Source organism: Streptomyces sp. NPDC051662 (assembly GCF_040681655.1).
Taxonomy (GTDB): Bacteria; Actinomycetota; Actinomycetes; order Streptomycetales; family Streptomycetaceae; genus Streptomyces.
In genome coordinates, this window is sequence record NZ_JBFAZD010000018.1 from 1 (window position 1) to 14,121 (window position 14,121).

General features: G+C 75.0%; 2 protein-coding genes. Both read right to left on the bottom strand.

What is annotated here, in order from left to right; genetic code table 11:
• Positions 1–2,159 (bottom strand): type I polyketide synthase (locus tag AB0M67_RS27220; RefSeq protein WP_365749587.1); only part of this gene is annotated, 2,159 nt, incomplete at its 3' end.
• 140 nt (positions 2,160–2,299) lie between these two features.
• On the bottom strand, positions 2,300–14,119 hold the full coding sequence (locus AB0M67_RS27225) for an SDR family NAD(P)-dependent oxidoreductase (RefSeq protein ID WP_365749589.1): 11,820 nt from the start codon (positions 14,117–14,119) through the stop codon (positions 2,300–2,302).
• Positions 14,120–14,121: the final 2 nt, after the last annotated feature.

Here is a 14,121-nt window from a genome sequence, read left to right on the forward strand (position 1 = left end):
CCGTTGACCGCCGCGATCCCGATCCGGCCCTCGAAGCGCGTCAGCCGCTCCTCCGCATCGGCGACCGGCAGGGACACCGACACCATCCCGCCCTTGCCGGACAACTTCTCCAGCACCAGACGCGAACGCACCGCCACCACCCGCGCACCGTCCTCCAACGACAGCCCGCCCGCCACACACGCGGCAGCCACCTCACCCTGCGAGTGACCCACCACCGCCGCTGGCTCCACGCCGAAGGACCGCCACACCGCCGCCAGCGACACCATCACCGCCCACAACACCGGCTGCACCACATCCACCCGGGACCACAACGGATCATCCCCGTCCCGGAACACCACATCCCGCAACGACCAGTCCACGTACGGGCTCAGCGCCTGCGCGCACTCCTCCATCCGCGCCGCGAACACCGGCGAGGCGTCCCACAGCTCACGCCCCATCCCCACCCACTGCGATCCCTGACCGGGGAACACGAAGACCACACCGCCGTCAGCGGACGCCCGCCCGCTCACCACACCCGCCCCCGGCGCCCCCTCGGCCACCGACCGCAACCCCGCCAACAACCCCTCCCGGTCGCCCCCGAGGACGACCGCCCGCTGTTCGAACGCCGACCGCGTCCCCGTCAACGAGAACGCCACATCAGCCGGGCTCAGTTCGGCCGTGCGCGACAGGTGGGCGGTCAGTCGTGCCGCCTGTTCCCGCAGTGCTGCCTCGCCGCGGGCCGAGACCACCCACGGGACCGGGCCGCCCTCCAGCGCGGGACGCCCCTCGGCCCCCTGCTCCTCCATGGGCTCAGGTTCCGGGGCCTGTTCGAGGATGACGTGGGCGTTGGTGCCGCTGATCCCGAACGAGGACACACCCGCACGCCGGGGGCGTCCCGTCTCCGGCCAGTCCCGTGCCTCCGTCAGGAGTTCCACCGCGCCCGCCGACCAGTCGACCTCGGGCGTCGGCTCGTCCACGTGCAGCGTCTTGGGCAACACTCCGTGCTGGAGGGCGAGTACGGCCTTGATCACTCCGGAGATGCCGGCCGCGGCCTGGGTGTGGCCGATGTTCGACTTCAGGGTGCCGAGCCAGAGGGGTCGGCCGTCGTGCCGTTCCTGGCCGTAAGTGGCGAGCAGCGCTTCGGCCTCGATGGGGTCGCCGAGGGTGGTGCCGGTGCCGTGCGCCTCGACCAGGTCGACGTCGGCGAGGGTCAGGCCGGCGTTGGCGACCGCCTGCCGGATCACCCGCTGCTGCGAGGGGCCGTTCGGCGCACTCAGACCGTTCGACGCACCGTCCTGGTTCACCGCGGAGCCGCGGATCACGGCGAGGACGGGGTTGCCGTCGCGGCGGGCGTCGGACAGGCGCTGGAGGGCGAGGACGCCGGCGCCCTCGCCCCAGCCGGTGCCGTCCGCGTCCGAGGAGAACGCCTTGCAGCGGCCGTCGCCGGCCGATCCGCCGGTCGCCGAGAACTCGGCGAAGATCGAGGGGGTGATGAGGACGAGCACGCCGCCGGCCAGGGCCAGGTCGCATTCGCCGGTGCGCAGTGACTTGATCGCGAGGTGCAGGGCGACGAGGGAGGAGGAGCACGCCGTGTCCACCGTGACGGCGGGGCCCTCCAGGCCGAGCACGTAGGAGATACGGCCGGACAGGACGCTGCCGGGGGCGCCGGTGAGTGCGTAACCTCCCGCGCCCTCGGCCGAGTTCATCACCAGCGCGCCGTACTCCTGCGGTGCGCCGCCGACGAAGACGCCGGTGCGGCTGCCCTTGAGCGTGCTCGGGGCGATGCCGGCGCGTTCCAGGGCTTCCCAGGAGGTCTCCAGGAGCAGCCGCTGCTGGGGGTCCATGGCCATCGCCTCGCGCGGCGAGATCCGGAAGAAGGCGGGGTCGAAGTCGCCCGCGTCGTGGAGGAAGGCGCCGGTCTTGGCGGCGGGGACGTCCCAGTTCTCCCAGCCGCGGTCGACGGGGAAGCCCGACATGGCGTCGCGGCCTTCGGTGATGAGCTGCCACAGACCGTCGGTGTCGCGGACGCCGCCGGGGTAGCGGCAGCCGATGCCCACGATGGCCAGGGGCTCCGAGGAGGCCGCGCTGAGCCGCTGGTTCTGGGTGCGCAGCCGCTCGTTCTCCAGCAGCGAGGCCCGCAGCGCGTCGACGACCTCCGACATGGAACTGCTCATGCTCAACTCCCACTCACGTGATTCGTCAATGCGCAAGGACAGGCCTGTTTTTCAGGCTATGGGGCCGGGAGCTGGATCCCGGCCCCAGATCAGGACCGCGAGCACCCCTAAGTTCTGGGCCTGTCGGCCCGGGTAGGGGCCGCGTTTCACGACAGGCCGAACTCGTCTCCGAGCAGGGTGACGAGTTCCTCGGCGCTCACCGAGTCGAGGTTCACGGGGCCGTCCTCGTTCTCGGTGTCGGTGGCTTCCACGGTCTCCTCCAGGGCCGCCAGGAGTACCCGTAGACGGGTGGTCAGCGGCCCGCGGTCCTCGGCGGCCGGGGCTGACGTGCGGAGCGCGCTCTCCAGTTCGCGCAGGGCGTCGAGGGCGGGGTCGGTGGCGGTGGCGGCGTCCAGTTCCATTCCGGTGAGCAGACGGGCGGCCAGCGCCCGGGTGTTGGGGTGGTCGAAGACGAGGGTCGCGGAGAGCCGTACGCCGGTGAGGGCGCTGAGCCGGTTGCGGAGGTCGACGGCCATCAGGGAGTCGAAGCCGAGGCTCTTGAACGCCCTGGTGACCGGTACCGCGTCCGCCGACGGCAGGGCGAGGACCGAGGCGACCTCGGTGCGTACGAGGTTCTCCAGGGCGCCGACCCGGTCGTCCGGGGACAGCGGGCGCAGCCGGTCGCGGAGCCCGGTGAGGCCCCCGGGGTCGCCGGTGCGGCGTCGGGGCGGGGGCGCCAGGGTGCGCAGGGCGGCGGGCAGGGCCGCCCGGTCGGTGGTGGAGAGGCCGCCGGGTTCGAAGCGGAAGGGCAGCAGCACGGGTTCGCCGCTCGCGTGGGCCGCGTCGAAGAGGGCGAGTCCGTCGTCGGGGGTGAGGGGCAGCATGCCCGCGCGGGCGATGCGGCGCAGGTCGGCGGCGGCGAGTTGGGCGGTCATGCCGGTGCTGCTCTCCCAGGGGCCCCAGGCGAGCGAGAGGGCGGGCCGGCCCTCGGCCCGTCGGCGCAGGCACAGGGCGTCGAGGTAGGCGTTGGCGGCGGCGTAGGCGGACTGGCCGCCGCCGCCGAGAGCGCCGGCGAGGGAGGAGCAGACGACGAAGGCGCGCAGGCCGAGCGGTGCGGTGAGGTCGTGCAGGTTCGCCACGGCGTCGATCTTGGGGCGGAGCACCCGGTCGACCTGGTCGTCGGTGAGCGTGCCGAGCATGCCGTCGTCGACGACGCCCGCGGCGTGCACGACGGCCGTCAGGGGCGCGGTGGCCGGGATCCGGTCGAGTACGGCGGCCAGGGCGTCCCGGTCGGCCGCGTCGCAGGCGGCTATGTGGACGTCGGCTCCCGACTCGGCGAGTTCGCCGCGGAGTTCGGCCATGCCGGGGGTCTCCTCTCCTCGGCGGCCGAGGAGCAGGAGGTCGCGTACGCCGTGCTGGTGGACGAGGTGGCGGGCGAGCAGTCCGCCGATCATGCCGCCGGCGCCGGTGATCAGGGTGGTGCCCTCGGTCGGCCAGGGGCCGGCCGGGGCCGTGCCGGCCGGCGCGGTCTCCTGTTCGGTGTGGCGGGCGACGGCCGGTACGAGGGTCAGGTCGCCGCGGATCGCGAACTGGGCCGCTTCCGTGGTCTCGGTGCGGGCCAGGATCTGGGACCGGGTGAGGTCCTCCGTTGTGGTGTCGGCGTCGAGGTCCACCAGGACCAGGCGGTCGGGGTGTTCGAGCTGCGCGCTGCGGGCCAGGCCCCAGATGGCGCTGTGCGCCAGGTCGCCGATGCCTTCGCCTGGGAGGGCCTCGACCGCGCCCCGGGTGCACAGCACGAGTCGGCTCTTGACGAAGTGTTCGTCCTCGACCCAGGTGCGCAGGGTGTCCAGGGCCGTGTGCACGGCGGTGCGTGCGGCCGTCGGGTCGATGGCCGCGGTGGTCGGGGCGCAGGCCAGGAGGACCTGGTCGGGGGCGGCGCCGCCGTCGGCGAGGTGCCGGCGCAGGGCGGCGAGGTCCGGGTAGTGGTCGACCTCGGGGTCCTGGAGGGCGTCGGGGCCGAGCAGGGCCCAGCGGATGGCCGGGGCGCCCGCGGTCGCCGGCCGGGCGGCGGCCGTCCAGTCCAGGCGGAACAGGGAGGACGCGGCCACGGACGAGCCGAGCTGGGCGCGGGAGACGGTGCGCAGGCTGAGTCCGCCGACGGTCACGAGGGGGCGTCCGTCGCCGTCCCAGAGGGTGGCGGTCACCTCGTCCGTGCCGGGGCCCGTGGCGAGCCGGATCCGGCAGGCGGTGGCGCCGGGGGCGGGTACGGCGACATCGCGCCAGGCGAACGGCAGGAACGGGCCGTTGCCGCGGTCGGCGGCGGGCAGGAAGGCGAGCGTGTGCAGGGCGGCGTCCAGCAGGGCGGGGTGGACGCCGAAGGACCGGGCGTCGTCGGCCGCCCGCTCGGGCAGTGTGACGTCGGCGTAGACCTCGTCGCCGTGCCGCCATGCGGCGGTGAGGCCTTGGAACACCGGGCCGTAGGCGGTGCCCGCGGCGGCCAGGTCGGCGTAGAGCGCGTCGAGCGGTACGGGTTCGGCGCCCTGCGGCGGCCAGAGCGCGGGCGGGGCTTCGGGGTGGGGGACGGGGGTGGCCGCGAGGTGGCCCTCCGCGTGCCGGGTCCAGTCGGCGGCGCCCGCGGGGCGGGAGTAGACGGCGACCGGCCTGCGGTCGTCGTCCGTGGCCTCGCCGACGACGACCTGGACGGTGACGCCGCCGTGCTCGGGCAGGAGCAGCGGGCGGTGGACGACGAGTTCCTCCAGGGTGGCGGCGTCCAGCCGGCCGCCCGCCCAGAGGGCGAGTTCGAGGAAGCCGGTGCCGGGGAACAGGACGGCGTCCAGGATGCGGTGGTCGGCCAGCCAGGGCTGGGCGGCCAGGGAGAGTTCGCCGGTGAACAGGACGTCGCCGCCGGAGGCGGCGCTGACCATCGCGCCGAGCAGGGGGTGCCCGGTGTCGTCGAGGCCGGCGGCGGAGAGGTCGCCGCGCTCGGCGGTGGACTCGGCGGGCCAGTAGGGGGCCCGCTGGAAGGAGTAGGTGGGCAGGTCGGTCCAGCGGGCGCCGGTGCCGTCGAGGACGGCGTCCCAGTCGACGGTGACGCCGTGCACATGGGCGCGGGCCAGGGCGGTCAGCAGGGTGGCGGGTTCGGACGCGTCGCGGCGCAGGAGCGAGGTGAACACGCCGGCGGGGGCGGTGTCGAAGCAGTCCTCGGCCATGGTGGTGAGGGTGGCGTCGGGGCCCAGTTCCAGGAAGCCGGTGACGCCCGCGTCGGCGAGGGCGGCGACGCCGTCGGCGAAGCGGACCGTGTGCCGGGCGTGCCGCACCCAGTACGCCGGGTCGGCGATCTCGTCGGCGCCGAGGACGGCTCCGGTGAGGTTGGAGACGACCGGGACGCGGGGCGCGGCGAAGTCCAGTGCGGCGACCAGTTCGCCGAACTCCGCGAGCATCGGTTCCATGAGCGGCGAGTGGAAGGCGTGGCTGACGTCGAGCCGCCGGGTGCGGCGGCCCTGCTCGGTGAAGTGCGCGGCGAGCGACTCCACGGCCTCGGCCGTGCCGGAGAACACCACCGAACGGGGGCCGTTGACGGCCGCGAGGTCCACGGCGTCGGCGTGGTCGCCGAGCACCTCGGTGAGCGCGGCGCGCGCCTCCGTCTCCCCGGTCTGGACGGCGAGCATCGCGCCGCCGGCCGGCAGGGCCTGCATCAGCCGGCCGCGGGCGACGACGAGCCGGGCGGCGTCGGCGAGGTCCAGGGCGCCTGCCGCGTGGGCGGCGGCGATCTCGCCGACGGAGTGGCCGAGGACGTAGTCGGGGGTTACGCCCCAGGAGGCGAGCAGCCGGAACAGGGCCGTTTCGAGGGCGAACAGGGCGGGCTGGGTGACCGCGGTGCGGTCGAGTTCGGCCGGCCCGGCGGTGAACACGGTGTCGCGCAGCGGCCGTCCGAGCAGCGGGTCGAGGTGGGCGCAGGTCTCGTCGAAGGCGCGGGCGAACGCGGGGAACGCCTCGTACAGTTCGCGTCCCATGCCGGGCCGCTGGGAGCCCTGCCCGGCGAACAGCAGGGCGAGACCGCCTTCGCCCGCGGTGCCTCGCAGCAGCCCTTCGGGGGTGTGTCCGGCGGCGAACTCGGCGAGCGTGGACAGTGCCTGGTCCCGGTCGGTGACGGACAGCGCGGCCCGGTGTTCGAGGGCGGCGCGCCTGGTGGCCAGCGCGTGGCCGACGTCGGCGACCGTGCCCTGCGGCCGGTCCCGCAGCCAGGTCAGGAGGGTTTCGGCCTGGGCGCGCAGGGCGCTTTCGTCGTGCCCGGACAGCAGCCACGGGGTGACGGGCAGGGGCGTCGGGTCGGTGGCCGCGGGCTCGGGCTCGACGGCCTGTTCGAGGATGATGTGGGCGTTGGTGCCGCTGACGCCGAACGAGGACACGCCCGCCCGGCGGGGGCGGTCGGTCCGCGGCCACGGGCGGGTCTCGGTGAGCAGCTCGACGCCGCCCGAGGTCCAGTCGACGTGCGGGGTCGGCTCGTCGATGTGCAGGGTGCGGGGCAGCACACCGTGCCGCAGGGCCTGCACGGTCTTGATGACTCCACCGATGCCGGCGGCGGCCTGGCTGTGCCCGATGTTGGACTTGAGGGAGCCGAGCAGCAGCGGCCGGTCCGGGTCCCGGTCGCGTCCGTAGGCGGCCAGGATGGCCTGGGCCTCGATGGGGTCGCCGAGGGTGGTGCCGGTGCCGTGCGCCTCGACGGCGTCGACGTCCTCGGGGGTCAGCCCGGCCCGGTCGAGTGCCTGGCGGATGACCCGCTGCTGCGAGGGGCCGTTGGGCGCGGTGAGGCCGTTGGACGCGCCGTCCTGGTTGACGGCCGAGCCGCGCAGCACCGCCAGCACCTGGTGGCCGTGGCGGCGGGCGTCGGAGAGCCGTTCGAGGAGGATCATGCCGGTGCCCTCGGCCCAGCCGGTGCCGTCGGCGCCGGCCGCGAAGGCCTTGCAGCGGCCGTCGGGCGAGAGCCCTCCCTGCTTGGCGAAGTCGTCGAAGAGGAACGGGCTGGTCATCACGGCGACCCCGCCGGCCAGGGCGAGATCGCAGGTGCCGTCGCGCAGCGACTGGGCGGCGGTGTGCAGGGCGACCAGCGAGGACGAGCAGGCCGTGTCGACCGTGACGGCCGGCCCTTCCAGGCCGAGCACATAGGCGACGCGGCCGGACACCACGCTGGTGGAGGCGCCGGTCACGCCGTAGCCGGCGAGGGCCTGCGAGCCGCGCCGGAACAGGCCGGTGTAGCCGGAGGCGGCGGCGCCGACGAAGACGCCGGTGCGGCTGCCGCGCAGGGTGGCCGGGGCGATGCCGGCGCGTTCGAGTGCCTCCCAGGAGGTTTCCAGCAGCAGCCGCTGCTGGGGGTCCATGGTGAGGGCCTCGCGGGGGGAGATGCCGAAGAAGCCGGGGTCGAAGTCCGCGACGCGGTCGAGGAATCCGCCCTGCTGCGGCACGGAGCCGTCGGCGGGCGCGGTGTCGGTCCAGCCGCGGTCGACGGGGAAGCCGGAGATGGCGTCGCGCTCCTCCAGGCAGAGGTCCCACAGGTCGTCCGGGGAGCTGACGCCGCCCGGGTAGCGGCAGGCCATGCCGACGACGACGAGGGGCTCGTCGTCGGTGCGGGCGACGGCGGCGGGGGCGGTACGGGCCGCGGCGGGGGCGGTCGTGGGCTCGTCCAGGCCGTCGAGGAGTTCGGCGGCGAGGAAGTCGGCGAGCTCGCCGGGGGTCGGGTGGTCGAAGACGACGGTGACGGGCAGCCGGAAGCCGACCGCGCCGGTGAGCCGGTTACGGAACTCGACGGCGGTCAGCGAGTCGAAGCCGAGTTCGCGGAACGGCGATGTCGAGCCGACGGCGTCCGGGTCGGCGTGGCCGAGGACGGTGGCGGCGTGCGAGCGGACCAGCTGGTTCAGGATCCGCATCCGTTCGGTGCCGGTGAGCGGGATCAGCCGCTCGCGCAGCGAACCGCCGTCGGTGTCCGCGGCGCGGCGCCCGGTCCTGCGGGCCGCCGCCGTGGGCACCAGTGCCCGCATGATGGGCGGGACGCGGCCGGTCGTGCCGGCGAGGGCGGCGGGGTTGAGCTTGGCGGGGACGAACTGGGCGCGGTCGGTGCGGCAGGCCAGGTCGAAGGCGGCGAGGCCCTCGTCGCTGGTCATGGGCACGATGCCGCCGCGGCTCATGCGCTGCATGTCGCGCTCGTCGAGGTGGCCGGACATCTCGCTGCGCTGGGCCCAGAAGCCCCAGGCGAGGGAGAGTCCGGGCAGTCCCTGGGCGCGCCGGTGGGCGGCGAGGGCGTCGAGCATCGCGTTGGCCGCCGCGTAGTTGGCCTGGCCGGGGGCGCCCAGGGTGCCCGCCATGGACGAGAACAGCACGAAGGCGCCGAGGTCGAGGTCGCGGGTGAGCTCGTGCAGGTTGACCGCACCGGCCGCCTTGGGGCGCAGCACGTCCAGGACCCGTTCGGGGGTCAGGGACTCGATGAGCCCGTCGTCGAGGGCCGCCGCGGTGTGCAGGACGGCGGTGAGGGGGCGTTCGGCGGGGATGTCCGCGAGCAGGGCGGCGAGCTGGCCGCGGTCGGCGATGTCGCAGGCGGCGAGGGTGACATGGGCGCCGGCCTCGGTGAGCTCCGCGGCGAGTGCGGCGGCGCCGGGCGCGTCGGCGCCGCGCCGGCTGGTGAGCAGCAGGCTGCGCACACCGTGTCCGGTGACCAGGTGGCGGGCGAGGAGCGCGCCGAGCATGCCGGTGCCGCCGGTGATCAGGACCGTGCCGTGCGCGGGGAACGGGTCGCCGGGGAGGGTGAGGACCGCTTTGCCGACGAGCGCGGCCTGACTCAGCGCCCGGAAGGCGGCGCGGGCGTCGCGGATGTCCCAGGTGTTGAGGTGCGGGGGCCGCAGGACGCCGCTCTCGAACAGCTCGGTGAGGGTGAGCAGCATCTCGTGGATGCGGTCGAGCCCGGCCTCGGGCAGGTCGTACGCCTGGTAGGCGACGCCCGGGTGGGCGGCGGCGACGGCGGCGGGGTCGCGCTTGTCGGTCTTGCCCATCTCCAGGAAGCGTCCGCCGCGCGGCAGCAGCCTGAGGCCCGCGTCGACGAACTCGCCGGCCAGGCAGTCGAGGACGATGTCCATGCCGTGGCCGTCGGTGGACTGCAGGAACCACTGCTCGAAGTCGAGGGTGCGCGAGTTGGCGATGTGCGCGCCGTCCAGGCCGTGGGCGCGCAGGGCGTCCCACTTGCCGGGGCTGGCCGTGGCGTAGACGTCGGCGCCGAGGTGGCGGGCGAGCTGGACGGCGGCGCTGCCGACGCCGCCGGCCCCGGCGTGCACGAGGACGTTCTGCCCGGGGCGCAGCCCGCCGAGGTCGACGAGTCCGTAGTACGCGGTCAGATAGGCGACGGAGACGGAGGCGGCCTCCTCGAACGTCCAGCCGTCGGGGATGCGGTGGACGGTGCGTTCGTCGGCGACGGTCACCGGGCCGAAGACCTCGGTGGACAGGCCGAACACCCGGTCGCCGACGCGGTGGTGGGTGACGTCCGCGCCGACGCCGGTGACGACGCCCGCGGTCTCGCCGCCGAGCCCGGTCAGTCCGGGCACCAGGTCGAGGGCGACGACGACGTCCTTGAAGTTGACGCCGGCGGCACGGACGGCGATCCGTACCTGCCGGGGTTCGAGCGGGCCGAGCAGCTCCGGGCGGGGGACGGCCGTCAGGCCCTCGATGGTGCCTGGCCGGGTGTTCTCCAGCAGCCAGGCGCTCTCCCCCGCCGGTGCCAGGATGGTGCCGGCCGGGTCCCAGCGGGTCAGGCTCGGGCCGCGCACGGCGCCCGCGCGCAGGGCGAGTTGCTCCTGCGGGGAGTCCAGCGCCTGGCCGAGCGCGGCGGCGGACGCCTCGGTGGTGTCGAGGTCGAGGAGGGCGAAGCGTCCGGGGTGCTCGTTCTGGGCGGAGCGCAGCAGGCCCCAGACGCCGGCCGCGGCGAGGTCGGTGACGTCCTCGCCGGCCGCGGTGGCCACCGCGCCGCGGGTGACCACGACGAGCCGGGTGTCGTCGAGCCGTTCGTCGGTGATCCAGGCCTGGATCAGGGCGACGGTGTCGACGACCGGGTCGCCGAGCCGTTCGACGGAGTCGTCCCCCGGGCCCGGGTCACCGGCGACCGACAGCAGCGCGGTGACCGCGCCGGTGTCCGCGGCCACGAGCGCGGCGAGTTCCGCGACATCCGCGACCCGCTCGGCGCCCGGCAGGGCGGTGGTGAGACCGAGCGGGTCGGCGCCCAGCAGGACCCGGCGGGTCCCGGCCGGCGTCTCCTGCGACCGCACGGTCTTCCAGTCGAGGAGGTGCAGGGTGTCGGTGCGGACGGTGTTCAGCGCGGACTCGGTCATCCGGCGGACCACGAGGGAGTCGACCGAGACGACCGGGTCGCCGGCCTCGTCGGCGAGGGTGAGCGTGAACTCGTTGTCGCCGCGCCGGGCGAGCCGTACCCGCAGCCGGGCGCAGCCGGTGGCGTGCAGCCGCACCCCGGCCCAGGAGAACGGCATGCCGACTCCGCCGCCGTCGTCGCCCTCCCAGGTGAACATGGAGTGCAGGGCGGCGTCGAAGAGGGCGGGGTGCAGACCGAAGCGCTCCGCCGTGGAGTGCTGGTCGGCGGGGAGGGCCACCTCGGCGTAGATCTCGCCGTCGAGGTGCCACACCCGGCTCAGGCCGCGGAACTCGGGCCCGTACTGGTAGCCGGCGGCGGCCATCCGGTCGTAGAGGCCGGTGATGTCCACGGCCTCGGCGCCCTCGGGCGGCCAGCTGCCGGCCGGCCCCTCGGCCGCGGCGTCCGGGCCGGCGGCGTCCACGGCGTCCGCGGTCAGGAGGCCGGAGGCGTGCCGGGTCCAGACCGTGTCGGCGGTGGCGTCGTCGGGCCGGGAGTACACGCCGACCGGGCGGGCGCCACTCTCGTCGGGCGCCTCCACATGCGCCTGGACGACGACCGCGCCGGTGGCGGGCACGACGAGCGGGGTGTGCAGGGTGAGTTCCTCGATCCGCCCGCAGCCGACCTGGTCCCCGGCGAGCACGGCCAGCTCCACGAACCCGGTGCCCGGGAAGATGATCCGGTCGGCGACGCCGTGCCCGGCCAGCCAGCGCTGCGCGGTCAGGGACAGCCGGCCGGTGAGGACCGCGCCGTCGCCGTCGGCCATCCGGACCAGGGCGCCGAGCAGCGGGTGGTCGACCGAGGACAGTCCGACCGAGCCGACGTCGCCGGTGCGGTCGGCGGCCTCGGCCCAGTACCGGGTGCGCTGGAAGGCGTAGGTGGGCAGTTCCACGGTACGGGCGCCGGTGCCCGCGAACGCCGCGGGCCAGTCGACGCGTACACCGCCGAGGTGCGCCTTGGCCAGCGAGGTCAGCATCCGGCCGAGGCCGCCCTCCTCACGACGCAGGGACTCCACGACGACGGCGGGCGCGCCGGCCGCGTCGACGGTCTGCTCGACGCCCATGGCGAGCACCGGATGGGCGCTGGACTCGACGAACGCGCTGTGGCCGTCGTCGAGCAGGGCGCGCACGACCGGTTCGAACAGGACGGGCGCACGGGTGTTGTCGTACCAGTACCCGGCGTCCATGACGGCGGTGTCGAGGAGGCCGCCGGTCACCGTCGAGTACAGCGGCACGGTCCCGGTGCGCGGGCGTACCGGGGCGAGGAGGGCGAGCATTCGGTCGCGCAGCGGGTCGACGAGGGGGCAGTGCGTCGGCACGGTGGCGGCGACGATCCTGGCGCGCACCTCGTCGCGGACGCACTCGGCGACGAACTCCTCCAGCGCCTCGGAGTCCCCGGCGACGGCCACGATGCGGGGGCCGTTGACACCGGCCACGGACAGCCGGTCCGTCCAGCGGGTCAGCCGCTCGCGCACCTCGTCGGCGGGCAGGGCGACGGAGGCCACGGCGCCCTTGCCGACGAGGGTGTCCGCCAGCAACTGGCTGCGCAGGCAGATCACCCGGGCCGCGTCCGCCAGGCTGAGGCCGCCGGCGACATGGGCGGCGGCGATCTCGCCCTGTGAGCTGCCGACGACGGCGTCCGGCCGCACGCCGTAGGAGCGCCACAGTTCGGCCAGCGACACCATGACGGTGAACAGCACGGGCTGGATGACCTCGATGCGGTCCATGGAGGCGGCGCCGGGCTTGTCGCGCAGCACGTCGAGGAGGTTCCAGTCCACGAACTCCTCGATCGCCGCCGCGCATTCGGTGGCCTTGGCCGCGAACACCGGTGAGGTGTCGAGGAGTTCACGGGCCATACCGGTCCACTGCGAGCCCTGACCGGGGAAGACGAAGACGACCTTGCCCTCGGCGGGGCTGCCGCGCAGCACGCCCTCGGCCGGGCGGTCGGCGGCGAGCGCGTCCAGGGCGTCGAGGAAGCCGTCCCGGTCGGCGGCGAGCACCGCGGCCCGGTGCTCAAGACCGGTGCGGGTGGTGGCGAGGGAGAGCGCCACATCGGCGTCGCTCACCTCGGGCCGGGCCAGCAGCCGCTCGCGCAGGGCCCGGGCCTGGCCGCGCAGCGCCTGCTCGCCGCGGGCGGAGAGCACCCAGGGCAGCAGCGGCGGGACGGCTGTCCCGGGCGCCTCTTCGTGCTCCGCCTCCTGTTCGGGGGCCTCTTCGAGGATGACGTGGGCGTTGGTGCCGCTGATGCCGAAGGAGGAGACGGCGGCCAGCCGGGGTGTGTCGGAGGCGGGCCAGTCGCGGGCCTCGTTCAGGAGCTCGACGGCGCCCGCCGACCAGTCGACGTTCGGGGTGGGCTCCTCGGCGTGCAGGGTCCGGGGCAGCACCCGGTGCCGCAGCGCCTGCACCGCCTTGATCACCCCGCCGACACCGGCCGCGGCACCGCTGTGCCCGATGTTCGACTTCAGCGAACCCAGCCACAGCGGCCGGTCGGCGGTCCTGGCCCTGCCGTAGGTGGCCAGCAGCGCGTCGGCCTCGATGGGGTCGCCGAGACTGGTACCGGTGCCATGCGCCTCGACGAGGTCCACCTCGCCGGGCGACACGCCCGCGTTGGCCAGCGCCTGGCGGATGACCCGCTGCTGGGAGGGGCCGTTGGGCGCGGTCAGCCCGTTGGAGGCGCCGTCCTGGTTGACGGCCGAGCCGCGCAGCACCGCCAGCACCCGGTGGCCGTGACGGCGGGCGTCGGAGAGCCGCTCGACGGCGAGGACGCCGACGCCCTCGCTCCAGCCGGCGCCGTCGGCGTCCGCGGAGAACGCCTTGGAGCGGCCGTCGGGCGACAGCGCCCGCTGCGCGGACAGGGCGACATGGACCGCGGAGGTGGACAGGGTGGTCGCGCCGCCGGCCAGGGCGAGGTCGCACTCGCCGCCGCGGAGCGCCTGGGCGGCGAGGTGCAGGGCCACCAGGGAGGAGGAGCAGGCGGTGTCGACGGTGACCGCGGGTCCCTCCAGGCCCAGGACGTAGGAGACCCGGCCGGACAGCACGCTGTTGGAGGTGCCGGTCGCGCCGTAGCCGTCCAGCCCGTCCCGGGAGGCGGCCAGCAGGGTGCCGTAGTCCTGCTGATTGAGTCCGGCGAACACCCCGGTACGGGTGCCGCGCAGCGCCTGGACGTCGAGGCCCGCTTGTTCCAGCGCCTCCCAGGAGGTCTCCAGGAGCAGCCGCTGCTGGGGGTCCATGGCCTGGGCCTCGCGCGGGGAGATACCGAAGAACGCCGCGTCGAAGGAGGCGATGTCGTCGACGAACCCGCCCGCGGTGGCGTAGCAGGTGCCCGGGTGGTCGGGGTCGGGGTGCTGGAGGGCGTCCAGGTCCCAGCCCCGGTCGGTGGGGAAGGGGCCGACGGCGTCGGTCTCCTCGGCCACCAGCCGCCACAGGTCCTCGGGCGAGGTCACCCCGCCGGGATAGCGGCAGGCCATGCCGACGATCGCGATGGGTTCGACGCTCCGGGACTCCAGTTCGGTGACGCGCCGGCGGGTGCGGTGCAGGTCCGCGCTGACCCGCTTGAGGTAGTCACGCAGCTGTTGCTCGTTGGCCATCG